At 71.7% G+C, this 24,047-nt stretch carries 22 protein-coding genes; 17 read left to right on the plus strand and 5 right to left on the minus strand.

Annotated features, from left to right (window positions below):
* Window positions 1-27: 27 nt before the first annotated feature.
* Together ABZ865_RS36755 and ABZ865_RS36760 are read right to left on the minus strand one after the other, a co-directional pair.
* A complete protein-coding gene (locus ABZ865_RS36755) occupies window positions 28-1,410 on the minus strand; it encodes an FAD-binding oxidoreductase (RefSeq protein WP_361240114.1) in 1,383 nt (460 codons plus the stop codon).
* Between the two features lie 65 nt (window positions 1,411-1,475).
* Entirely contained in the window at window positions 1,476-3,278 is a 1,803-nt protein-coding gene (locus ABZ865_RS36760) for a glycoside hydrolase family 15 protein (RefSeq protein ID WP_361240413.1), read from the minus strand.
* Window positions 3,279-3,845: 567 nt separating this feature from the next.
* Between ABZ865_RS36760 and ABZ865_RS36765 the strand changes: the two genes are divergently transcribed.
* From ABZ865_RS36765 to ABZ865_RS36820, 12 genes are all read left to right on the plus strand, one after another.
* Entirely contained in the window at window positions 3,846-5,495 is a 1,650-nt protein-coding gene (locus ABZ865_RS36765; RefSeq protein ID WP_361240116.1) for a CTP synthase, read from the plus strand.
* Between the two features lie 130 nt (window positions 5,496-5,625).
* Window positions 5,626-6,252 carry an NUDIX hydrolase gene (locus ABZ865_RS36770; RefSeq protein ID WP_361240118.1) on the plus strand — a complete coding sequence of 209 codons (627 nt, stop codon included), beginning with the start codon at window positions 5,626-5,628 and terminating at the stop codon, window positions 6,250-6,252.
* 170 nt (window positions 6,253-6,422) lie between these two features.
* Window positions 6,423-8,480, plus strand: a complete 2,058-nt coding sequence (locus tag ABZ865_RS36775; protein ID WP_361240120.1) for a tetratricopeptide repeat protein — start codon at window positions 6,423-6,425, stop codon at window positions 8,478-8,480.
* A gap of 141 nt (window positions 8,481-8,621) precedes the next feature.
* Complete coding sequence (ald, locus tag ABZ865_RS36780) at window positions 8,622-9,737, plus strand: alanine dehydrogenase (RefSeq protein ID WP_361240416.1); 1,116 nt, start codon at window positions 8,622-8,624, stop codon at window positions 9,735-9,737.
* 426 nt (window positions 9,738-10,163) lie between these two features.
* Window positions 10,164-11,297, plus strand: a complete 1,134-nt coding sequence (locus ABZ865_RS36785) for a ParA family protein (protein ID WP_361240121.1) — start codon at window positions 10,164-10,166, stop codon at window positions 11,295-11,297.
* Window positions 11,282-11,863, plus strand: coding sequence for a hypothetical protein (locus ABZ865_RS36790; protein ID WP_361240122.1), 582 nt, complete (start codon window positions 11,282-11,284; stop codon window positions 11,861-11,863). Before ABZ865_RS36785 ends, ABZ865_RS36790 begins: the two co-directional genes overlap by 16 nt.
* A gap of 38 nt (window positions 11,864-11,901) precedes the next feature.
* Window positions 11,902-13,014, plus strand: a complete 1,113-nt coding sequence (locus ABZ865_RS36795) for a segregation/condensation protein A (RefSeq protein ID WP_361240124.1) — start codon at window positions 11,902-11,904, stop codon at window positions 13,012-13,014.
* Entirely contained in the window at window positions 13,011-13,661 is a 651-nt protein-coding gene (gene scpB / locus ABZ865_RS36800; RefSeq protein ID WP_361240126.1) for an SMC-Scp complex subunit ScpB, read from the plus strand. The genes ABZ865_RS36795 and scpB overlap by 4 nt, the downstream gene beginning before the upstream one ends.
* A gap of 12 nt (window positions 13,662-13,673) precedes the next feature.
* Window positions 13,674-14,738 carry a pseudouridine synthase gene (locus tag ABZ865_RS36805; protein ID WP_361240128.1) on the plus strand — a complete coding sequence of 355 codons (1,065 nt, stop codon included), beginning with the start codon at window positions 13,674-13,676 and terminating at the stop codon, window positions 14,736-14,738.
* Window positions 14,739-14,935: 197 nt separating this feature from the next.
* A complete protein-coding gene (locus ABZ865_RS36810; RefSeq protein ID WP_361240130.1) occupies window positions 14,936-15,655 on the plus strand; it encodes an NUDIX domain-containing protein in 720 nt (239 codons plus the stop codon).
* On the plus strand, window positions 15,652-16,674 hold the full coding sequence (locus tag ABZ865_RS36815) for an ADP-ribosylglycohydrolase family protein (RefSeq protein ID WP_361240132.1): 1,023 nt from the start codon (window positions 15,652-15,654) through the stop codon (window positions 16,672-16,674). The genes ABZ865_RS36810 and ABZ865_RS36815 overlap by 4 nt, the downstream gene beginning before the upstream one ends.
* 4 nt (window positions 16,675-16,678) lie before the next feature.
* Complete coding sequence (locus tag ABZ865_RS36820) at window positions 16,679-17,437, plus strand: nucleotidyltransferase domain-containing protein (protein ID WP_361240133.1); 759 nt, start codon at window positions 16,679-16,681, stop codon at window positions 17,435-17,437.
* Here the strand turns inward: ABZ865_RS36820 and ABZ865_RS36825 are convergent.
* Window positions 17,354-18,205, minus strand: coding sequence for a nucleotidyltransferase domain-containing protein (locus ABZ865_RS36825; RefSeq protein ID WP_361240135.1), 852 nt, complete (start codon window positions 18,203-18,205; stop codon window positions 17,354-17,356). The genes ABZ865_RS36820 and ABZ865_RS36825 overlap by 84 nt on opposite strands.
* A gap of 22 nt (window positions 18,206-18,227) precedes the next feature.
* Complete coding sequence (locus ABZ865_RS36830; protein WP_361240137.1) at window positions 18,228-18,704, minus strand: Rieske (2Fe-2S) protein; 477 nt, start codon at window positions 18,702-18,704, stop codon at window positions 18,228-18,230.
* Between the two features lie 246 nt (window positions 18,705-18,950).
* On the opposite strand from ABZ865_RS36830, the gene aroH reads away from it, so the two are divergent.
* The 5 genes from aroH to der all read left to right on the plus strand — a co-directional run bounded on the left by aroH (window position 18,951) and on the right by der (window position 23,482).
* Window positions 18,951-19,313: a chorismate mutase gene (gene aroH / locus ABZ865_RS36835; RefSeq protein WP_361240139.1), complete on the plus strand. Its 363-nt coding sequence runs from the start codon at window positions 18,951-18,953 to the stop codon at window positions 19,311-19,313.
* Window positions 19,310-20,395, plus strand: coding sequence for a prephenate dehydrogenase (locus tag ABZ865_RS36840; protein ID WP_361240141.1), 1,086 nt, complete (start codon window positions 19,310-19,312; stop codon window positions 20,393-20,395). The genes aroH and ABZ865_RS36840 overlap by 4 nt, the downstream gene beginning before the upstream one ends.
* A 157-nt stretch (window positions 20,396-20,552) precedes the next feature.
* Window positions 20,553-21,245 (plus strand): (d)CMP kinase, encoded by a 693-nt coding sequence (gene cmk / locus ABZ865_RS36845; protein WP_361240143.1) that lies wholly within the window; start codon window positions 20,553-20,555, stop codon window positions 21,243-21,245.
* Window positions 21,203-21,910 carry a lysophospholipid acyltransferase family protein gene (locus ABZ865_RS36850; RefSeq protein WP_361240145.1) on the plus strand — a complete coding sequence of 236 codons (708 nt, stop codon included), beginning with the start codon at window positions 21,203-21,205 and terminating at the stop codon, window positions 21,908-21,910. Before cmk ends, ABZ865_RS36850 begins: the two co-directional genes overlap by 43 nt.
* A gap of 75 nt (window positions 21,911-21,985) precedes the next feature.
* Window positions 21,986-23,482: a ribosome biogenesis GTPase Der gene (gene der, locus ABZ865_RS36855; protein ID WP_361240147.1), complete on the plus strand. Its 1,497-nt coding sequence runs from the start codon at window positions 21,986-21,988 to the stop codon at window positions 23,480-23,482.
* Between the two features lie 67 nt (window positions 23,483-23,549).
* Here the strand turns inward: der and ABZ865_RS36860 are convergent, their stop codons facing one another.
* Window positions 23,550-23,972 (minus strand): hypothetical protein, encoded by a 423-nt coding sequence (locus ABZ865_RS36860; protein ID WP_361240149.1) that lies wholly within the window; start codon window positions 23,970-23,972, stop codon window positions 23,550-23,552.
* Window positions 23,973-24,047 lie beyond the last annotated feature (75 nt).

Raw genomic sequence — 24,047 nt, forward strand, 5'->3', positions numbered from 1 at the left:
CGCAAACGCCCGATGCACACCTCCGGGCTACACGGGTCGGATGTTGGGGTTGAAGCGGAACACGTTGTCGGGGTCGTAGGCCCGTTTCACCTTCTCCAGCCGCAGCAGGTTCCCCTCGCCCAGGCCCGCCCGCACGCGCTCGGGACCCTCGTCGCCGATGTAGTTGAGGCAGACGGCGCCCGTGCGCCACGGCGCGACGTCGGCGCGCGCGTCCCGCACCCAGGCCGTCGCCCGCTCGTCGTCGGCCGCGTCCGTCCACAGCGCGCGCGGATGCACCGCCCACGGCGCGTTCCGGTACGCCACCGGGTACGCGTGCGGGCCCGCGGCGACCGCCCCGCCCTGCGGGAGGAGCAGGTACCGGGAATCGGTCGGCACGGGCATGCCGTCCGCGCGGGCGCAGAAGACGTCCACCAGCTCGTCGGGCAGGCCGGTCAGGCACTCCGCCGACCAGGCGTTGCGCAGTCCGGCCGGTTCGTCCAGCAGCCGCTGCAGCCGGGCGTACGGCACGGCACCGGTCAGCTCCGCCTCGTGCGGCAGCGCGAGCAGCGGTTCGGCGAGCTTGCGCAGCTCCTCCTCGCCGCCCGCGTACGTCAGCACCACCACGCACACCAGCCTGCCGACCAGGTGCTCCGGTACGACCTCCGCGGGCGGCCCGGTGACGTACAGCACCGTGCCGCCCGTCTCGTCGGGCCCGGTGCGGATGATCTCGCGGAAGGTGCGGGTCACGTCCGGGCCGGTCTCCGGCAGGTACAGCAGCAGGGCGACGGTGAACTCGGGCAGCTCGTGCAGCTCCAGGGTGAGCGCGGTGGCGACGCCGAAGTTCCCGCCGCCGCCGTGCAGCGCCCAGAACAGCTCGGGGTTCTCGTCCGCGTTCGCGTGGACCTGCTCGGCGTCGGCGGTCACCAGCTCCACGCCGATCAGGTTGTCGACGGCGAGCCCGAAGGCGCGGTCCAGCCAGCCGGTGCCGCCGCCGAGCACGTATCCGGCGACCCCGGTGGCCGAAGCCCGGGCGCCGGTGGTGGCGAGTCCGTGGGGCTGGGTGGCCCGGTCGAGGTCGCCGGTCGTGGCGCCGCCCTCGACCCGGACCGCCTCGGTCGCGGGATCCACGCTCACCCGGCGCATCCGGCGCAGGTCCACCACGAGCGCGCCGTCACCCAGGGCCGTACCGGCGACGCCGTGCCCGCCCCCGCGCACCGCGATGTGCAGGTCCAGCTCCCGTGCGAACCGCACGGCACGGACCACGTCGGTCACGTGCGCGCACTGGGCGATCACGGCCGGGCGCCGGTCGACCAGCCCGTTGAAGACGGCACGGGCGTCGTCGTAGCCCTCGTCACCCGGGGCGAACACCTCGCCGGCCAGTTCGTCGCGCAGCGCGGCGAGGGCCGCGTGCGCTGTGGAACGGGAAGCCATGCGAGCCCCCTTCCGGAAGGGAGACTCCCTTGTGCTTCCAGTGTGCTTCCGCCGAGGCGGGAAGCTCAGCCTCCGTACGCCCCCGAAGCCGTCAGCCGCAGTGCCGTGTCGATCAGCGGCACGTGGCTGAAGGCCTGCGGGAAGTTGCCGACCTGGCGCTGCAGGCGCGGATCCCACTCCTCCGCGAGCAGACCTAGGTCGTTGCGCAGCGCGAGGAGCCGCTCGAACAGCTTGCGGGCCTCGTCCACCCGGCCGATCATCGCCAGGTCGTCCGCCATCCAGAAGGAGCAGGCCAGGAAGGCCCCCTCGTCGCCCGGGAGGCCGTCGACGCCCGCGCGGTCGCCCTCGGTCGGGTAGCGCAGGATGAACCCGTCCGGGGTGGACAGCTCGCGCTGGATCGCCTCGATCGTGCCGATCACCCGCTTGTCGTCCGGCGGCAGGAAGCCCATCTGCGGGATCAGCAGCAGCGAGGCGTCCAGCTCCTGGGAGCCGTAGTACTGGGTGAAGGTGTTGCGCTCCTTGTCGTAGCCCTTGTCGCACACCTCGCGGTGGATGTCGTCGCGCAGTTCCTTCCAGCGCTCCAGCGGACCGTCCACGTCACCGGACTCCATCAGCTTGATGGTGCGGTCCACGGCCACCCAGGCCATCACCTTCGAGTGCACGAACTGCCGGCGCGGCCCGCGCACCTCCCAGATGCCCTCGTCCGGCTCCTGCCAGTGGTCCTCCAGGTAGCGGATCAGCTTCAGCTGGAGCAGGGAGGCGTAGTCGCTGCGGGCCAGACCGGTCATGTGCGCCAGGTGCAGGGCCTCGGTGACCTCGCCGTAGACGTCCAGCTGGAGCTGGTGGGCCGCGCCGTTGCCGACCCGGACCGGGACCGAGCCCTCGTAGCCGGGCAGCCAGTCCAGCTCGGCCTCGCCCAGCTCGCGCTCGCCCGCGATGCCGTACATGATCTGCAGGTTCTCCGGGTCGCCGGCCACCGCGCGCAGCAGCCACTCGCGCCAGGCGCGGGCCTCCTCGCGGTAGCCCGTGCGCAGCAGCGAGGACAGGGTGATCGCCGCGTCCCGCAGCCAGGTGTAGCGGTAGTCCCAGTTGCGGACGCCGCCGATCTCCTCGGGGAGCGAGGTGGTGGGCGCGGCCACGATGCCGCCCGTGGGGGCGTACGTCAGCGCCTTCAGGGTGATCAGCGAGCGGATCACCGCCTCGCGGTACGGACCGTGGTACGTACAGTGCTCCACCCACTCGCGCCAGAACTCCTCCGTCGCCTCCAGCGACTGCTCCGGCTCCGGTAGGGGCGGCGGCTCCTTGTGCGAGGGCTGCCACGAGATGGTGAACGCGATCCGGTCACCCGGGGCGACCGTGAAGTCCGAGTACGTCGTCAGGGACTTCCCGTAGGTCTCGGCCTCCGTGTCGAACCACACCGAGTCGGGACCGGCGACCGCCACCGTCCGGTTCTCGTGCTTGTGCACCCACGGCACCACCCGGCCGTAGGAGAACCGCATCCTCAGCTCCGAGCGCATCGGCACCCGGCCGGTGACGCCCTCCACGATCCGGATCAGCTGCGGCGCGCCGTCACGCGGCGGCATGAAGTCCGTCACACGCACGGTGCCGCGCGGGGTGTCCCACTCCGATTCCAGGATCAGCGAGTCGCCGCGGTAGGTCCGCCGGGCGGCCGTGGGCGGCGGGGAGTCGGCCGCGTGCGCCGGGCCGAGCCGCCAGAAGCCGTGCTCCTCGGTGCCCAGCAGGCCGGCGAAGACGGCATGCGAGTCGAAGCGGGGCAGGCACAGCCAGTCCACTGTGCCGTCCCGGCAGACCAGGGCAGCGGTCTGCATGTCTCCGATGAGTGCGTAGTCTTCGATGCGCCCGGCCACGTGCAACTCCAGTCGAACGGCCACGTCACCCCCGCGCGTGGGGGCTGTCGCTAGTGCGGTCAAGGGGTCGTTGTTGTGCGTCGTTGAGCGGTGAAGCAAACCAGCCCGCCGAGCCCTGAGGCAATACGACAGTCTTTGCTCAACGAACTGCCGCGCTCTCGTTGTTCCGGGTGGTACGGGGCGGGGGTGTGCCGTCGTTCCGGCCGGGCTCGGCAGCGAGTGTCCGAGCAGGATACGACGCACGTAGATGATCTGCGTGCCGCTCCGGGCAACCCGTGTGGGCCGAACGAGTGAGCACCAGGTGAAGCCATGTGACCGGTGTACGCCCCTGTGTACGGGTGTGGCGGACATCGGTCCCATGTCCGTGGCGGCGCGTGCGCGGAGCGTGGCCGGAAGCCATCCCGCCCCGGCGCTGATACCCTGGTAGCCCGTGGACCGGTGGGCCCCAGAGGAAAATAAAAGGGTCCCCCGAACCGCAGCGACGGCGCCTCCGCGAGAAACTTCGTTCCTCCGGGCCTGCAGCCGCACCGCACGACACATCGCGACCACGGGAGCCCCCTCTTGGCCATGCCGCCGAAATCTACGACGACCAAGCACATCTTCGTCACCGGGGGTGTCGCCTCCTCGCTCGGCAAGGGCCTCACCGCCTCCAGTCTGGGCATGCTGCTCAAGGCCCGCGGCCTGCGCGTCGTGATGCAGAAGCTCGACCCGTACCTGAACGTCGACCCGGGCACGATGAACCCCTTCCAGCACGGTGAGGTGTTCGTCACCAACGACGGCGCCGAAACCGACCTGGACATCGGACACTACGAGCGCTTCCTTGACCGCGACTTGGACGGCTCCGCAAACGTCACTACAGGCCAGGTGTACTCGACCGTCATCGCCAAGGAGCGGCGTGGCGAGTACCTGGGCGACACCGTCCAGGTCATCCCGCACATCACCAACGAGATCAAGCACCGCATCCGCCGCATGGCCACCGACGAGGTGGACGTCGTCATCACCGAGGTCGGCGGCACCGTCGGCGACATCGAGTCGCTGCCGTTCCTGGAGACCGTCCGCCAGGTCCGCCACGAGGTCGGCCGGGACAACGTCTTCGTCGTGCACATCTCGCTCCTGCCGTACATCGGCCCCTCCGGCGAGCTGAAGACCAAGCCCACCCAGCACTCCGTCGCCGCCCTGCGCAACATCGGTATCCAGCCCGACGCGATCGTGCTGCGCTGCGACCGCGAGGTGCCGACCGCGATCAAGCGGAAGATCTCGCTGATGTGCGACGTCGACGAGGCCGCCGTCGTCGCCTGCCCGGACGCCCGCTCGATCTACGACATCCCGAAGACCGTGCACGGCGAGGGCCTGGACGCCTACGTCGTGCGCAAGCTGGACCTGCCCTTCCGGGACGTCGACTGGACGACCTGGGACGACCTGCTGGACCGCGTCCACAACCCCGACCACGAGATCACCCTCGCCCTGGTCGGCAAGTACATCGACCTGCCCGACGCCTACCTGTCGGTCACCGAGGCGCTGCGCGCGGGCGGCTTCGCCAACAAGGCCCGGGTCAAGATCAAGTGGGTCACCTCGGACGACTGCAAGACCCCGGCCGGCGCCAAGGCCCAGCTGTCCGACGTCGACGGGATCTGCATCCCGGGCGGCTTCGGCGACCGCGGTGTGCTCGGCAAGGTCGGCGCGATCCGCTACGCCCGCGAGAACAAGATCCCGCTGCTCGGCCTCTGCCTCGGCCTGCAGTGCATCGTGATCGAGGCCGCGCGCAACCTCGCCGACATCCCGGACGCCAACTCCACCGAGTTCGATCCTGCCACCGCCCACCCGGTCATCTCCACCATGGCCGAGCAGATGGACATCGTCGCCGGTGAGGGCGACATGGGCGGCACCATGCGGCTCGGCATGTACCCGGCGAAGCTGGCCGAGGGCTCGATCGTGCGCGAGGTCTACGACGGCAAGGAGTACGTCGAGGAGCGCCACCGCCACCGCTACGAGGTGAACAACGCCTACCGCGCCGAGCTGGAGAAGAAGGCGGGCATCCTGTTCTCCGGGACGTCGCCCGACAGCAAGCTCGTCGAGTACGTCGAGTACCCGCGCGACGTGCACCCCTACCTGGTCGCGACGCAGGCCCACCCCGAGCTGCGCTCCCGGCCGACCCGGCCGCACCCGCTGTTCGCCGGCCTGGTGAAGGCGGCTGTCGAGCGGAAGACGGCGAAGTAGCACGACAGTTGTACGGTGGCCGGGGTGCTTACCTCTCAGTAGGTGGGCACCCCGGTTTTCCGTTCGGCCGGTCTCCCGTGACCGGTTTCCCGTGACCGGTCTTTGTTGAACGTGTGTGGAAGGACAGGGCATGACCATCAAGGACACCCCCGAGGAGTGGGAGATCCGCTCGGCGGAGACCCCCTTCACGGGCAAGAAGACCTCCGTCCGCGCGGACGACGTGGTCATGCCCGACGGGTCGGTGGCTCGCCGCGACTACCAGGTCCACCCCGGCTCGGTCGCCGTCCTCGCCCTCGACGAGGAGGACCGGGTCCTGCTCATCAACCAGTACCGCCACCCGGTGCGGCACAAGCTCTGGGAGATCCCGGCCGGCCTGCTCGACGTGCCCGGCGAGAACCCGCTGCACGGCGCCCAGCGCGAGCTGTACGAGGAGGCGCACGTCAAGGCCGAGGACTGGCGGGTGCTCACCGACGTGTACACCAGCCCCGGCGGCTGCGACGAGGCCGTACGGATCTTCCTCGCCCGCGATCTGTCCGAGGCCGAGGGGGAGCGGTTCGAGGTCGAGGCCGAGGAGGCCGACATGCAGCACGCGCGCGTGCCGGTCGACGAGCTGGTGCGCCGGGTGCTCGCCGGTGACGTGCACAACAACTGCCTGGTCGTGGGCGTCCTCGCGCTGGTCGCCGCCCGGGCCGGGGACGGTCTGGACGCCCTGCGCCCGGCCGACGCGCCGTGGCCCGCGCGTCCCTTCGCGTCCTGACGCCCCCAGGGGACGCATTTGGTGTGACGATCTCCTGATCCGATCGGGCGATGTGTCCCCCGTGCTCCGCCGTGCTCCGCAGGGAACGTCGCAGAGGGTGAACTAGGCTCTCAACGCCCGTTCCGGAGTCCCGGCGGGCTTGCGCGTGCGGTGGGACGGGAGTGTGGCCCGTGACGGATCAGGCGGTGGGCACAGGCGACGTGCGGCTGTCGGTGCCGTCGGCCGCGGCGGACCATTTCCTCGGCCGTACACGGGAGTTGAAGGAACTGTGCGCCGACATCGAGCGCGCGGGCCTGGACACCCTCTCCGGCCGCAAGGCTCCCCGCGCCCGCGTGCTCCTCATCGCGGGCCGGCCCGGTTCCGGCCGCACCGCCCTCGCCGAGGAACTCGCCCGGAAGGTCGGTGGGCGCTACCCCGACGGAGTGCTGCGGGCCCGGCTCAGCGAGCCCGACGGCACCCCGGTACCCGTCGAGCGCACCGCCCGCGACCTGCTCGCCGCGCTGGACGTGCGGGCACCGGCCGGGGCCGCCGAGGACGACCTGACCGAGGCGCTGCGCGCGGCCCTCGCGGAGCGGCGGATGCTGCTCCTGCTGGACGACGCGCCCGGCGCCGAGCAGGTCGACGCGCTGCTGCCGGACGCGCCGGACTGCCTGGTCGTCGCCGTCTCCGGCGGCCCGCTCACCGGCATCGCCGACGTCCGTCCCTGCACGCTCGGCGGCATGGACACCAAGTCGGCGGTGGAACTCCTCGCCCGCCACACCGGCTCGGTCCGCATCACCGTCGACCCGCGCTCCGCCGAGAGCCTGGCCGAGATCTGCCAGGGCCACCCGGCCACGCTCACACTGGCGGGCGGCTGGCTCGCCGCCCGCCCCCAGGCGGCCGTCTCCGACCTGGCCAAACGCCTGCACACCTATGCCGACGAGAGCACCCCGCTCGCGCGCGTCCTCCGGCTCGTCCACGACCAGCTGCCCGGACAGGCCGCCCGGATACTGCGCCTGCTCTCCCAGGCCCCGGCCGGAGCCGTCGACCCGCACACCGCCTCGGCCCTGGCCGGCTGCTCGGTGAGCACGGCCCGCACCACGCTGGACGAGCTGGCCACCCTCGGCCTGCTGCGGGCCGTGGACTCCCCGCTGCCCGAGTACGACGTCCCCGGCTGCCTGCACCCGCTGCTGCGCTCCCTCGCCGAGAGCCAGGACCGCCCGGCGGAGCTGCAGCTGGCCCGCGCCCGGCTGCTGGAACGCGACGTACGGCTGCTGCAGTCCTGCCGGGCGATCACCGAGACGGACAGCCCGGGGGTCCGGGAGAAGCTGGGGGCCCTGCCCTCGGCGCTGCGCTTCCCGAACCCCCAGGCCGCCGCCGAGTGGCTGCGGGTCAGGCGGCCCGCCCTGCTGGCCGCCGCCCGTCTCGCGGTGGCCGACGGGGAGCTGGACACCCTCGCCCGCCGGCTGATGTCCCAGCTGGTCCGGGCCATGGTGGCGCACTTCGGCACCCAGGCGGCCGCACCCGACCTGTACGGCGTGCACGGCCTCGTCCTGGACGTGGCCGAGCGCCGCGGACTGCCCCGGGAGCAGGCCGCGGCCCTGCTGAACCTGGGTGACGTGGACGCCCAGACCGGCCGCACCCGGGAGGCGCTGGCCCGCTACCGGGCCGCACTGGACGCCGCACGCGCGGCGAACGACCCGTACGCGACCGGCCGCGCGATGGAATCCGTAGGCGGCGCGTACCAGGAGCTGGCCGACTACGACCGGGCCGCCGACTGGTTCGGCCGGGCGCTGGCCGAGCGGCTGGCCCGGGACGAGCGCGCGCAGGCCGCCAGGCTGTACGGCCGGATCGCCACCGCCCACACCTACGCGGGCCGCTACGGCGAGGCGCTGCGGAACTGGCGGGCCGCCGTCGCCGGGTACCGCAAGGACGGGGATGTCGCCGCCCAGGCGCGGGCGTTGAGCGAGCTGGCCCGGGTCCAGGAGTACGCGGGGCGGCCCGAGGAGTCGCTGCGGACCTGCCGGGAGGCGATCGACTGGGCGCGCCGTGCCGAGGACGCCCGGCTGCAGGCCGCGCTGCAGCTCAGGCTGGCCGACACCCTGGACCGCCTGGGCGACCCCGCGGCCGCCCTCCTGCACCGCGCGGCGGCTGAGCGCATGCTGGGTGAGGAGGCCCAGGAAGACGGGGCAAGCCAGGATCAAGCCGCGAGCGCCTGCGAAATCCGTAGTACATCTGATGAAGATTGATGCAATGAAAGGCTAGACACGCGGAACACCTTCATTAAACTGGCTCTGCCGCACGTTCTCCTGCGGTGTCTCCCGGTGTGCCGCGGTATGCCTGGGTATGTCTTGTAATGCACCCCCTCTGAGCCAAGGACCGTGATCCACGTGAAGGTCGGCATCCCCCGCGAGGTCAAGAACAACGAGTTCCGGGTGGCCATCACCCCCGCCGGTGTGCACGAGCTGGTGCGCAACGGCCACCAGGTCGTCATCGAGCGGGGTGCCGGCCTCGGCTCCTCGATCACCGACGAGGAGTACGTCGCCGCCGGCGCCGCGATCCTCGACACGGCCGACGAGGTGTGGGCCACCGCCGACCTGCTGCTGAAGGTCAAGGAGCCCATCGCGGAGGAGTACCACCGCCTCCGCAAGGACCAGATCCTCTTCACCTACCTGCACCTGGCCGCCTCCAAGGAGTGCACGGACGCCCTGCTGGAGTCGGGCACCACGGCGATCGCCTACGAGACGGTGGAGCTGCCCAACCGCGCGCTGCCGCTGCTCGCCCCGATGTCCGAGGTCGCGGGCCGCCTGGCCCCGCAGGTCGGCGCCTACCACCTGATGGCCCCGGTCGGCGGCCGCGGTGTGCTGCCCGGCGGTGTCCCCGGTGTGACCCCGGCCAAGGCCGTCGTCATCGGCGGTGGCGTCTCCGGCTGGAACGCCGCCCAGATCGCCATCGGCATGGGCTTCGAGGTCACCCTGCTGGACCGCGACATCAACAAGCTGCGCGAGGCCGACAAGATCTTCGGTACGAAGGTCAAGGCGGTCATGTCCAACTCCTTCGAGCTGGAGAAGGCCGTCCTCGACGCCGACCTCGTCATCGGCGCCGTCCTCATCCCGGGCGCCAAGGCCCCGAAGCTGGTCACCAACGAGCTGGTGTCCCGCATGAAGCCCGGAAGTGTCCTTGTCGACATCGCGATCGACCAGGGCGGCTGCTTCGAGGACTCCCGCCCCACCACGCACGCCGAGCCGACCTTCCGGGTCCACAACTCGGTCTTCTACTGCGTGGCCAACATGCCGGGCGGCGTGCCGAACACCTCCACCAACGCCCTGACCAACGCGACGCTGCCGTACATCGTCTCCCTGGCCAACAACGGCTGGGTGGAGGCGCTGCGCCGCGACGCCGCGCTCGCCAAGGGTCTGAACACCCATGACGGCAAGGTCGTTTACAAGGAGGTCGCCGAGGCCCACGGCCTGGACCACATCGACCTGGAGACCGTGATCGGCTGATAGCCCGGCCGACGCCTCCGACCCGGTGAGTCACTAAGTCACCATCAGGTAAAAGGCGATTCGTCAACACAGATCGTCAACGCTGCGCAGCCGGCCGGACCTTGCCCGACAAGGTCCGGCCGGATGTGTGTATGGTCACTTTGCGGCTCTCGGTCAACTCGCCTCGAACGCAACCCTTCGACCGATTCGTACACCGGTGAAACCTACGGTGCGACGGCCGTACGCCCTTGACAGCGGGATGTTTCATTGCCGACACATCCTGCCGGGTCCGGCGGATTGTGTTGCTGCGGACCGCCGACACGCCATAGAGTCGCCAACCGTCGGCATGGTGCCACGCTGACCTTGTCTAGAAGTTTCCTGGTCACCAAGGAGGTAAGACGACTTGTGAATGAGTCGACATTTTCTCCCGGGGGTGGTCAACCAGGAATGCCGGCACGGGGCCAGGGCCCCGCGGGATTCGAGGCTGTCGGCTCCGTCGCAGTGCGTACCTTCGCAGCCCACCAGAGTCCAGGTCCGCACGCGACCCGGACAGCACACCAGAGCATGGATGGCCATCACGTGAACGCCATGGCCGGCGACGGAAGTGGCGCGCCCCACAACCACTTCGCCGACTACGACGAACTGCCCGAGGGGCACTTCTACGACCCCGACGCCGAGTACGAGCCCGATCCGGAGTACGCGGCCACACTCGCGCCCGACGCGGCCCGCCAGCGCCGCGAGCGCATCGGCCCGACCGGACGCCCGCTGCCGTACTTCCCGATCCCGGGCCCGCTGACCGACCACGGCCCCGCGAAGATCATCGCGATGTGCAACCAGAAGGGCGGCGTCGGCAAGACCACGTCGACCATCAACCTGGGTGCCGCGCTCGCGGAGTACGGACGGCGCGTGCTGCTCGTGGACTTCGACCCGCAGGGCGCGCTGTCGGTCGGCCTCGGCGTCAACCCCATGGAGCTCGACCTCACCGTCTACAACCTGCTCATGGAGCGGGGCATGTCCGCGGACGAGGTCCTGCTGAAGACGGCGGTCCCCAACATGGACCTGCTGCCCAGCAACATCGACCTGTCCGCCGCCGAGGTCCAGCTGGTCTCCGAGGTCGCCCGCGAGTCGACGCTGCAGCGCGCCTTGAAGCCGCTGATGCCCGACTACGACTACATCGTGATCGACTGTCAGCCCTCGCTCGGCCTGCTCACGGTCAACGCCCTGACGGCCGCTCACAAGGTGATCGTGCCGCTGGAATGCGAGTTCTTCGCGCTGCGCGGCGTGGCCCTGCTGACCGAGACGATCGAGAAGGTCCAGGAGCGGCTCAACCCCGAGCTGGAGCTGGACGGCATCCTCGCCACGATGTACGACTCGCGCACCGTGCACAGCCGTGAGGTGCTCGCGCGTGTCGTCGAGGCGTTCGACAACCACGTCTACCACACGGTCATCGGGCGTACGGTCCGCTTCCCGGAGACCACGGTCGCCGGTGAGCCGATCACCACCTACGCCTCCAACTCCGTCGGTGCCGCCGCCTATCGCCAGCTCGCCAGGGAGGTGCTCGCCCGGTGTCACGCCGAGTGAGTCTGCCCGGGGCCGACGAACTCTTCCGTACGACAGGGGGGATGGCGCTCCAGCCGTCCACGCCCCGACGCGCGGCCAACGGTGAGGCCCGGGTGCCGGCTCCCGCGGGGGAGAGCGATCCGGCGGCCTCGGCCGCCGTGGCGGAGGACGCGCCGCAGTCCGTGCCCGCACAGGGCGGGGACGGCGAGGGTGCGGAGCACGTGGCGGCCGTCGAGACGGAACCGGCCGACTCCGCCGAGTCCCGCACCCGGCCGGCCCGGCGACAGGCGGCGCAGGAAGGTTCTTCTGCGGCCTCCGCCGGCGCGGCGGCCGCACAGCCCCGCAAGCGCGGGCGGGCGGCCAGCCGGCGGCCCAGCGGGCGCGAGCGGCACGACGAGAAGATCACCGTGTACGTCTCGGCCGAGGAACTCATGGACCTCGAGCACGCGCGCCTGGTCCTGAGAGGCGAGCACGGACTCGCCGTCGACCGCGGCCGCATCGTCCGCGAGGCCGTCGCCGTGGTCCTGGCCGACCTGGAGTCCCGCGGCGAAGCGAGCATCCTGGTACGGCGGCTGCGGGGTCGGTAGCCCGCCCCGCCGGTGCCAGACGGTAGCCTGCGACGGCTATGACCTCGTACGAACCCGGCTCGGCCGGGCGCCGCCGGGTCCTCGGGCGGGGCCCGGGGGCCGCACCCCGGCCTGCCCCGCCCGCGGCGGAGAGCCGGTCCGTGGCGGAGGTCGTGGCTCCGGCCGAGCCCGGTGGGCCGTTGTGCCCACCCGTTCCTCCCCCAGTGCCTGGGGGGACCCCCAGCGGAACGCCTGCCCACAACGGCGGCGAGCTGGAAGAGGTCCCGGAAGCTGCCGTACCCGAAGAACCTTCAGCCGCCGTAGCCGACGAGCCCGCTGCCGCCGAACCCGACGAGCCTCGTGACGGTGTCTTCAAGGTCCGGCTGTCGAACTTCGAGGGTCCCTTCGACCTGCTCCTTCAGCTCATCTCCAAGCACAAGCTGGACGTGACCGAGGTCGCGCTGTCCAAGGTCACCGACGAGTTCATGGCGCACATCCGGGCCATGGGGCCGGACTGGGACCTGGACCAGACGACCGAGTTCCTCGTCGTCGCCGCCACCCTGCTCGATCTCAAGGCCGCCCGGCTGCTGCCCGCCGCCGAGGTGGAGGACGAGGCGGACCTGGCGCTGCTGGAGGCCCGGGACCTGCTGTTCGCGCGGCTGCTCCAGTACCGCGCGTACAAGCAGATCGCCGACATCTTCAACCAGCGCCTGGACGACGAGGCCCGCCGCCACCCCCGTACCGTCGGCCTCGAACCCCACCACGCCGAGCTGCTGCCCGAGGTCGTCATCAGCATCGGACCCGAGGGCTTCGCCAAGCTCGCGGTCAAGGCGATGCAGCCCAAGGCGAAGCCCCAGGTGTACGTGGACCACATCCACGCCCCGCTGGTGAGCGTGCAGGAGCAGGCGGGGATCGTGGTCGCACGGCTGCGGGAACTGGGCGAGGCCAGCTTCCGCGTGCTGGTGGAGGACACCGACGACACCCTCACGGTCGTCGCCCGCTTTCTCGCGCTGCTGGAGCTGTACCGCGAGAAGGCCGTCGCCCTGGACCAGGAGACCGCGCTCGGCGAGCTGCTGGTGCGCTGGACCGGCGGGGACGGGGACGCGGTGCCGAGGGTCACCGACGAGTTCGACCGGCCGCCCGAGGAGCCCAAGGAGGAGAAGAAGCCGTGACCGAGGACACCACCGAGATCCCGGCGGGGCCCCGAGGCGTCGCCGATCTCGACCTCAAGCCCGCCCTGGAGGCGGTCCTCATGGTCGTGGACGAGCCCGCGACCGAGGAGCACCTGGCCAGGATCCTGGAACGGCCCAAGCGGCAGATCCGGGACGCCCTGCGGGAGCTGGCCGACGACTACACCGTGCAGGGCCGCGGCTTCGAGCTGCGGTTCGTCGCGGGCGGCTGGCGCTTCTACACCCGCGCCGAGTACGCGCCCGCCGTCGAGCGGCTGGTGCTGGACGGCCAGACGGCCCGTCTCACCCAGGCCGCGCTGGAGACGCTGGCTGTCGTCGCCTACCGCCAGCCGGTCAGCCGCAGCCGCGTCTCCGTCGTGCGCGGAGTGAACTGCGACGGCGTGATGCGCACCCTCCTCCAGCGGGGTCTGGTCGAGGAGGCGGGCACGGAACCCGAAACAGGTGCGATCCTGTACAGGACGACGAACTACTTCCTGGAGCGGATGGGCCTGCGCGGCCTGGACGAGCTTCCGGAGCTCGCGCCCTTCCTGCCGGAGGCGGAGGCGATCGAGGCCGAGACCCAGGAGGGCGTACCGTCGTTCGACCCGGACGCGCCCGACGCGCCCGGCGGTCAGGACGCAGACGACTAAGACGGAACTTTGATGCGAAGCAGCGGCAGCGGAAAGAGTGGCGGGCGCGGTAACTACCGCGGCGCCGGCAACAACCGGGACGAGCGGCAGGGCCAGGGCCGTCCCCGCAAGCCCCGCCCCGAGGAGCGCCGCTACGACGTGGGCCCCGGCGCCACCAAGGACGGCCCCAAGTCCGGGCGCGGCGGCTCCGCGCGTGGCGGCGCGAAGGGCGGCCCCAAGCAGGCCCAGCAGCGCGGCGGGCGGACCGCTCCGGGAACCTCCCGCGAGTACGAGGCACGCGCCGAGGAGCGCAACCGCGAGCGCTACGCCGGCAAGAAGGACGTCAAGCTCCCCAAGACCTTCCCCGGCGCCGAGCAGGAGGGCGAGCGGCTGCAGAAGGTCCTCGCGCGCGCGGGCTACGGCTCCCGGCGTGCCTGCGAGGAGCTGATCGAGCAGGCCCGCGTCGAGGTCAACGGCGAGATCGTCCTGGAGCAGGGCAAGCGCGTCGACCCGGAGAAGGACGAGGTCAAGGTCGACGGCCTCACCGTCGCCACGCAGTCGTACCAGTTCTTCTCGCTCAACAAGCCCGCCGGTGTCGTCTCCACCATGGAGGACCCGGAGGGACGCCAGTGCCTCGGTGACTACGTCACCAACCGCGAGACCCGGCTCTTCCACGTCGGCCGCCTCGACACCGAGACCGAGGGCGTCATCCTGCTCACCAACCACGGCGAGCTGGCGCACCGCCTCACGCACCCCAAGTACGGCGTGAAGAAGACCTACCTCGCCGCCATCGTCGGGCCGATCCCGCGCGACCTCGGCAAGCGCCTCAAGGACGGCATCCAGCTGGAGGACGGCTACGCGCGCGCGGACCACTTCCGGGTCGTCGAGCAGACCGGCAAGAACTACCTGGTCGAGGTGACCCTGCACGAGGGCCGCAAGCACATCGTCCGCCGGATGCTGGCCGAGGCCGGCTTCCCGGTCGAGAAGCTGGTGCGCACCTCCTTCGGGCCGATCACCCTGGGCGACCAGAAGTCGGGCTGGCTGCGCCGCCTGTCCAACACCGAGGTCGGGATGCTCATGAAGGAGGTCGACCTCTAGGGAGCGCCTGCGCGGCTCAGGACGCGCCTGCGTGGCTTTGCGACGGCCGGTTCCGGGTTTCCCGGGGCCGGCCGTCGGCGTATGGGCGTACGGCTCTCAGGCGGGCGCCGAGGGGCTTGCGGATCACCGCTCCCGGTCTTTATAGTCGTAGCGACTATTAGTCGTGCTGACCATAAATCGCGAGGAGGTGGCCGGGGATGGAGGGCTACGACAAGCACGCCTACGAGCCGTTCGCCGTCACCGTCGACCTCGCCGTCCTCACCCTGCGCGAGGGCGCCCTGCACGTGCTGCTGGTCGAGCGCGGGCAGGCGCCGTACGCCGGACACTGGGCGCTGCCCGGCGGCTTCCTGCTGCCCCACGAGTCCGCGGAGACGGCGGCCCGGCGCGAACTCGCCGAGGAGACCGGGCTCGACGACGTCTCAGGACTCCACCTGGAGCAGTTGCGCACCTACAGCGAGCCCGACCGCGACCCCCGCATGCGGGTCGTGTCCGTCGCCTTCACCGCGCTGCTGCCCGAGCCTCCCGAACCGCGCGGCGGCGGCGACGCGGCGCAGGCCCGCTGGCTGCCGTACGACACGGCCCGGCCGCTCGCCTTCGACCACGACCGGATCCTCACCGACGCCCACGAACGGATCGGCGACCGACTGGAGAACACCTGCGTCGCCACCGCCTTCTGCCCGCCCGAGTTCACCCTCGGCGAGCTGCAGCGGGTCTACGAGACGGTGTGGGGCACGGACCTGGACCGGCCCAACTTCCGCCGCAAGGTGCTCGCGACCCCCGGCTTCGTCGAACCCGTCCCCGGCGCCGCCCGGCTGACCGGTGGCCGCGGCAAACCGGCCGCCCTCTACCGCGCGGGCACCGCCACCACCCTGCACCCGCCCCTGCTCCGACCGTCCCGGGAAGGACGCCCCGCATGACCACCACCCACGCGAGCAAGCGCGCCGCCACCGGATCCCTCGTCGGACTCGCCCTCGGGGACGCCCTCGGCTTCCCGACCGAGTTCAACGACGTGCCGTCGATCCTCGCCAAGTGCGGGCCCTGGCGGGAGATGGAGCTGCCGCGGCGCGCCTTCGTCTCCGACGACACACAGATGACCCTCGCCCTCGGACGCGGGCTGAGGACGGCCATGGAGCGCGGGTCCCTCGCGCCCAAGCGGCTCGAGCGGCCGGTGCGCGAAGAGTTCGTGGACTGGTACCACTCGCCGGAGAACAACCGCGCCCCCGGCCGCACCTGCCTCACCGCGTGCTCTCTCCTCAAGGAGGAGGGCAGGCCCTGGCAGGACGCCAGCCAGATCGGCTCCAAGGGCTGTGGCGCCAACATGCGGGTCGCCCCCATCGGGCTCGCCCCCGGACTGAGCGAGGAACAGCGCGCCGGCGCCGCCCAGTTGCAGTCCGCGCTCACCCACGGCCACCCCACCGCGCTGGCCGCCTCCGACCTCACCGCCCACGCCGTCCACCTGCTGGCCAACGGCACCGACCCGGCCGGACTCGTCGGACACCTCCGCTCGTACGCCTACGACCACCGCACCCACTACGACCACACCTGGCTCGGCGACCTGTGGACCCGCTCCCAGGACCCCAGTCCCGAGCACTTCATCGCGCGCGGCTGGGACGAGTGCCTGGAGATCCTGGGGCGCCTCCAGGAGGCCGTGCGCACGGTCTCCCCGGAGACCGACCCGTGCCTGGCCACCGGCGAGGGCTGGATCGCCGAAGAGGCCCTCGCCACCGGGCTGCTGTGCTTCCTGCTCTTCCCCGACGAGCCCGTCACCGCCCTGCGCCGGGCCGCCTGCTCCGCCGGCGACTCCGACTCCATCGCCTGCCTGACCGGCGCCTTCGCGGGCGCCTGGCTGGGCGCGGACGCCTGGCCCGCCGAGTGGGCCGACCGGATCGAGTACCGGGGCGACCTGTTGGCCCTGGGGGCGCTCTGGGACGCTTAGGTCCATGATCGACGACCTCGACATCGACCTGACGCCCGTGATCGCCGAACAGCCCCACACCCTGCTGTTCGCGACCGTCTCCGGAGCCCACCTGTACGGCTTCCCGTCCCAGGACTCCGACCTGGACCTGCGCGGCGTCCACCTGCTGCCCGCCGCCGACCTGCTCGGGCTGCACGAGCCGGAGGAGACGCGCTCGCGCGCGTGGGTGCGGTACGGCGTCGAGATGGACCTCGTCACCCACGACCTGCGCAAGTTCGTACGGCTGATGCTCCGGCGCAACGGCTATGTGCTGGAGCAGCTGCTCTCGCCGCTGGTCGTGCACACCACCGACGCGCACCGGGAGCTGGTCGCGCTCGCGCCGGGCGTGCTCACCAGCCACCACGCCCACCACTACCGGGGATTCGCGGTCACCCAGTGGCGGCTGTTCGAGAAGACCGGCGAACTCAAGCCCCTGCTCTACACGTTCCGCGTGCTGCTCACCGGCGTCCACCTGATGCGCAGCGGCGAGGTGCAGGCCCATCTGCCCACCCTCCTGGAACAGGTGGACGCGCCCGGCTACCTGCCCGAGCTGATCGCCGCCAAGGCCGAGCATGAGCACGGCACCGCCGACATCGAGCACGCGCGCGTGGAGGCCGACGTGGAGCGGCTGCACGCCGTCCTGGACGAGGCGCAGGCCGCCTCAGCCCTGCCCGACGCGGCCGGTGCGCACGACGCCCTGCACGACTTCGTGGTGCGCGTCCGGCTGGACGGGCTCCAGGGCTGACGGGTCTGACAGGGCTGACGGGTCTGACAGGGCTGACAGGGATGACAGGGCCGACAGGTCTGACAGGGCTGACTGGGCTGAGGCGCGGCGCGTTCGGAAGAGGAAGTCGGCCACGCGCGCGTGGTCCGGTTCCGGCGGGAGCGGGGTGCGGTGCAGGGCCTCGTCGGCCTCGTCGGCCAGCCGGACCATGCGGGCCTCGACCTCCGCCCAGGGCACCTCGCCCCGCTTCACCGCGAGCAGCGGCTCCCGCCGTTCGCCGACGTCGATCCGCAGCTCCCCGGTGCGCAGCAGGTCCCGCGCGCTCATCAGCAGGCGGAGCAGATGCATCGCGTGCTTCCAGCGCGGGGCACCGGTCGCGCGGACGTCCGCGTCGAGTTTGCGGCGCTGGCCGAGGGCGTAGCGGGTGAAGGTGCCGTGGACCTGCTGGGAGAGGAACGCGTCGCGCAGGGACAGCAGCTCGCGGCCGGTGTCGTCCACGTGCTCCACCAGTGGGGAGTGGAGGCACTCCAGGATGTTCGGGTTGCCGCGCAGCGCCAGTTCGCAGAACCGCTCGAGCTCCCAGGAGAAGCGCTCCTCGCCCGGCCCCTCCACATGCGTCGGCGGCTTCTCGAACCGCCAGTACAGGGGAGTGGGGGCGAGGAAGACGCCCCGCCGGTCGGTGTCACTGGCGTCCGTCGCCAGGCCGAAGGCCCGTGAACCCATGACACAGGCGTAGACCGTGTGGTCGCGTACGAGATCCTCGGCGTCTTCGGCGTTCTCGGGCTGCATGCCGGGAGCGTACGCGGGCCGGTCACATGAGGTGGATCGAGTTTCCCTCCACCATGATCTTCTTGGGGGGCAGCGGCCGGGTCGCCGGGCCGTGCGCCACCGACCCGTCGGCGACGTGGAACTTGCTGCCGTGGCAGGGGCAGTCGATCGTGCCGTCCGCGACCTTGGCCACCGTGCAGCCCTGGTGCGTGCAGATGGCCGAGAAGGCCTTGAAGTCGCCCTTCTTCGGCTGTGTGACCACGACCTTCCGTTCCTTGAAGATCTTGCCGCCGCCTTCCGGGATGTCACTGGTCATCCCCAGGACCGTCCCGGTGGCCGAGGTGTCCTGTGTGCCGGCGGGCGCGCTGCTCGGGCCGCTGGGGGACGTGGCGGGCGGACTGGCGGGCGTGCTGTTGGAGGACGAGCCGCTCTTGCTCTCGTTTCCGCATCCCACGCAGCCGACGGCGATCGTCGCCGCACCCGTCGCGAGAACCGTGCGCCGCGTCGCGGGCTGGGTCATGTGATCACTCCGAACGTAAGAGGGAGAAATGTGTCGATAATCGGCATCCTGGCATTGAAGGGATCAAGGGCGAAGGAACCGGGATCGGGCCATCACCGGATCGGCCCCGCCACGACAGCGCGCCGCCACACGGGGGCGCCCGTCTCAGCGACCGGTCGTCGCGCGCCCGGCCCTCGCCGCTCTGACTACGCTGGACGCACGAAGAGCCGACAGCAGTCGACACGCACGTCAGCAAGGAGCAGCGCCGTGGCGGTACGAGCGGTCCGGGGGGCCGTCCAACTGGAGCGGGACGAGGCCGGTCACATGGACGAGCAGGTCGGGGCCCTGCTCACCGCCGTCCTGGAGCGGAACGGACTCACCACCGACGACCTGATCAGCATCTGGTTCACGGCCACCCCCGACCTGCACAGCGACTTCCCGGCCGCCGCCGCCCGCAAGCTCGGCATCATCGACGTCCCCCTGATCTGCGCCCAGGAACTGGACGTCGAGGGCGCCATGCCCCGCGTCGTCCGGGTCCTCGCCCACATCGAGTCGGACCGGCCCCGCGCCGACATCGCCCACGTCTACCTCGGCGCCGCCGCCGCCCTGCGCAAGGACATCGCCCAGTGAGGACCGCACTCGTCATCGGCACCGGGCTCATCGGCACCTCCGCCGCACTCGCCCTGACCCAACGGGGCGTCGCCGTCCACCTCGAGGACCACGACCCCCAACAGGCCCGTACGGCCGCCGCGCTCGGCGCCGGCACCGACGAGGCGCCCGAGGGCCCGGTGGACCTCGCGATCGTCGCCGCGCCGCCCGCCCATGTGGCCGCCGTCCTCGCGGACGCCATGGCCCGCGGCGTCGCCCGCGGCTACGTCGACGTGGCCAGCGTCAAGGGCGGACCGCGCCGCGAACTGGAGGCACGCGGCCTGGACCTGTCGACGTACATCGGCACCCACCCCATGTCCGGCCGGGAGAAGTCCGGGCCGCTGGCCGCCACCGGCGACCTCTTCGAGGGCCGCCCCTGGGTGCTCACCCCGACCCGGGACACCGACACCGAGGTGCTCAACCTCGCCCTGGAACTGGTCTCGCACTGCCGGGCCGTACCGGTCGTCATGGACGCCGACGCCCACGACCGCGCCGTGGCCCTCGTCTCCCACATGCCCCACCTGGTCTCCAGCATGGTCGCGGCCCGCCTGGAGAACGCCGAGGAGGCCGCCGTACGGCTGTGCGGGCAGGGCATCCGGGACGTCACCCGGATCGCGGCCTCCGACCCCCGGATGTGGATCGACATCCTCTCCGCCAACCCGGGCCCGGTCGCCGACCTGCTCACCGACGTCTCCGCCGACCTCGACGAGACCGTACGGGCGCTGCGCGCCCTGCAGTCCTCCGACGAGGAGAAGCGGCGCGAGGGCGGCCAGGGCATCGAGGACGTGCTCCGGCGCGGGAACGCGGGACAGGTGCGGGTGCCCGGCAAGCACGGGTCGGCGCCGCGGGTCTACGACACCGTGGTCGTGCTGATCGACGACCAGCCGGGCCAGCTGGCCCGCATCTTCGCCGACGCCGGCCGGGCCGGGGTCAACATCGAGGACGTCCGCATCGAGCACGCGACGGGACAGCAGACCGGTCTGGTCCAGCTCAGCGTGGAGCCCAAGGCGGTGGCGGTGCTGAAGGAGGCCCTGCGGGAGCGAGGGTGGGCGCTGCGCCAGTAGGACGCCCGGCGTCGGCGGGTGCGGGGTGGTCCCGCCCTGCAAGCGCGGGTCCGGACGAGTGACCCACACCCAGTAACCTTGTGCAGGGCGCACTCGCTCCCCGCACCCCGCTCACCGCACCGCACCGCACCGCACCGCACCAGGAAGGTGTCCCCCCGTGGAAAACGGCGCCACGTCCGCCAAGCCCGTGATCGTCGCGATCGACGGCCCCTCCGGCACGGGCAAGTCGAGCACGTCGAAGGCCGTGGCCGGGCAGCTCGGCCTGAGCTACCTGGACACCGGCGCCCAGTACCGGGCGATCACCTGGTGGATGGTGGCCAACGGCATCGACCTGGAGGACCCGTCCGCGATCGCCGCCGTCGCCGGAAAGCCGGAGATCGTCTCCGGCACCGACCCGGCCGCACCGGCCATCACGGTCGACGGCGTCGACGTCTCCGGCCCGATCCGCACCCAGGAGGTCACCTCCAAGGTCAGCGCGGTCAGCGCGGTGCCCGAGGTGCGCACCCGGATCACCGAGCTGCAGCGCACGCTGGCCCGCGGCGCGGAGAAGGGCATCGTGGTCGAGGGCCGGGACATCGGCACGACCGTGCTGCCGGACGCCGACCTGAAGATCTTCCTCACCGCCTCCCCGGAGGCCCGCGCCGCCCGCCGCAGCGGCGAGCTGAAGAACTCCGACGTCGACGCCACCCGCGAGGCGCTGATCAAGCGGGACGCGGCCGACTCCAGCCGGAAGACCTCGCCGCTGGCCAAGGCCGGCGACGCGGTCGAGGTGGACACCACCGACCTCACCCTCGCCCAGGTCATCGAGTGCGTCGTCACCCTGGTCGAGGAGAAGCGGGCCGGGAAGTGAGCCTTCCGTCACGCGGGGAGGGGGACCTTCCGTCCGAGCGGGGTGCCGAGGTCGGCCGGCGCATCGGCGTCGGCCTGATGCACGGCCTGTGGAAGCCGCGCGTGCTGGGCGCCTGGAAGGTGCCCGCCGCCGGCCCGGCGATCCTCGCCGTGAACCACTCCCACAACATCGACGGCCCCATGGTCATGGGCGTGGCGCCCCGGCCGACGCACTTCCTGATCAAGAAGGAGGCGTTCGTCGGCCCGCTGGACACCTTCCTGACCGGCATCGGCCAGCTGAAGGTGGACCGCGCCTCCGCCGACCGCACCGCGATCACCCGGGCCCTCGGCGTGCTGGAGGCCGGGGGAGTCCTGGGCATCTTCCCGGAGGGCACCCGGGGCGGCGGCGACTTCGCCTCGCTGCGCGCCGGGCTGTCCTACTTCGCGGTCCGCAGCGGGGCACCGATCGTCCCGGTGGCGGTCCTCGGCAGCGCCGACCGGAGCGGACGACTGATCAAGGGACTGCCCCCGCTGCGCTCCCGCATCGACGTCGTCTTCGGCGACCCCTTCGAGGCGGGCGACGGCAGCGGACGGCGCACGCGCGCGGCGCTGGACGAGGCCACCGAGCGCGTCCAGAAGCAGCTCACCGCCCACCTGGAAAACGCCAGGCGCCTGACCGGGCGCTAGGCGACACTTGAGTAGTGGTCCGGCCCACCACGGCCCGGCCCACCGATCACCACGAACGAACGAGGTACGGACTTCATGAACGACCAGATCCAGCCCGACGGCTCGGACGCGCACGAGGACGCGCACGAGTACGACCACGGGGCGCTCGGCGACGCCGAGTACGCGGAGTTCATGGAGCTCGCCGCCGAAGAGGGCTTCGACATCGAGGACGTCGAGGGCGCCATCGAGGCGGCGGGCCACGGCCCGCTGCCCGTGCTCGCCGTCGTCGGCCGCCCCAATGTCGGCAAGTCGACCCTGGTGAACCGGATCATCGGCCGCCGCGAGGCGGTCGTCGAGGACAAGCCCGGCGTCACCCGCGACCGCGTCACCTACGAGGCCGAGTGGGCCGGCCGCCGCTTCAAGGTCGTCGACACCGGCGGCTGGGAGCAGGACGTCCTCGGTATCGACGCCTCCGTGGCCGCGCAGGCCGAGTACGCGATCGAGGCGGCCGACGCGGTCGTCTTCGTGGTGGACGCCAAGGTCGGCGCGACCGACACCGACGAGGCGGTCGTACGACTGCTGCGCAAGGCCGGCAAGCCCGTCGTCCTGGCCGCCAACAAGGTCGACGGCCCGAGCGGCGAGGCCGACGCGGCCTACCTGTGGAGCCTCGGCCTCGGCGAGCCGCACCCGGTCTCGGCCCTGCACGGCCGCGGCACCGGCGACATGCTGGACGCCGTCCTGGAGGCGCTGCCGGAGGCCCCCGCGCAGACCTTCGGCGGGGCCGGCGTCGGCGGTCCGCGCCGCATCGCCCTCATCGGCCGCCCGAACGTCGGCAAGTCCTCGCTGCTGAACAAGGTGGCCGGCGAGGAGCGCGTCGTCGTCAACGAACTGGCGGGCACCACCCGTGACCCGGTCGACGAGCTGATCGAACTCGGCGGCACGACCTGGAAGTTCGTCGACACCGCCGGTATCCGCAAGCGCGTCCACCTCCAGCAGGGCGCCGACTACTACGCCTCCCTGCGCACGGCCGCGGCCGTGGAGAAGGCCGAGGTCGCGGTCATCCTGATCGACGCCTCCGAGAACATCTCCGTGCAGGACCAGCGGATCATCACCATGGCCGTCGAGGCGGGCCGCGCGATGGTCATCGCCTACAACAAGTGGGACACCCTCGACGAGGAGCGCCGCTACTACCTGGAGCGGGAGATCGAGACCGAGCTGGGCCAGGTCGCCTGGGCGCCCCGCGTCAACGTCTCGGCGCGCACCGGCCGGCACATGGAGAAGCTGGTCCCGGCCATCGAGACCGCCCTGGCCGGCTGGGAGACCCGCGTCCCCACGGGCCGTCTGAACGCCTTCCTCGGCGAGCTGGTCTCGGCCCACCCGCACCCGATCCGGGGCGGCAAGCAGCCGCGCATCCTGTTCGGCACCCAGGCCGGCACCAAGCCCCCGCGGTTCGTGCTCTTCGCCTCCGGCTTCATCGAGGCGGGCTACCGGCGGTTCATCGAGCGCCGCCTGCGCGAGGAGTTCGGCTTCGAGGGCACCCCGATCCATATCTCGGTCCGGGTGCGCGAGAAGCGCGGCGCGAAGAAGAAGTAGCGGCGCGCGGGAGAAGCAGTCGCATGCCGAAGGGCGGCCCTGTCACAGGGAGCCGCCCTTCGGCATGTCAGGCGCCCCGGCGGGGCGCCGGGGGCAGCGCGGCCGGCACGGGCTGCGGCGTCCCGGACCCCTGCTGCTGCCGCCCGATCGTGCCGACCCGCTGCCACTGCGACGGTGACTGCGACTGGGACTGCTGCCGCGCGCTGTAGGCCCCGGCGCTGTAGGCGCTGTACGAACTGCTGAACGTCCCCGGCCGGTAGCCCCCGTACGAGCCCGTGCTCTGCGGAAGGTTCCCGAACGCGACGAAGCCCAGCTCCTCCTCTCCACTGCGGTCCCCCGGCAGTGTGCGGAAGGCCTTCACCCACTCCGCGTAGAGCGAGTCGTAGATCGGCGTGGTCGATGCCCCGCCGGAACCCTCCTGCCCCGTCCGCGCGGAGGGAATGGAGGAGAAGCCGGACCGACGGGGAGGAGGAGTGTCGTATGCGTGCACGTATGTCCAAACGACGGCGCCCTGCAAGAAGATGCGGCCGGCGTCATGCTTTTGAGGGGCGCGGGGCTGTATCAC

This window comes from Streptomyces sp. NPDC047085 (genome assembly GCF_040643735.1).
In the GTDB taxonomy this organism is placed as follows: domain Bacteria; phylum Actinomycetota; class Actinomycetes; order Streptomycetales; family Streptomycetaceae; genus Streptomyces.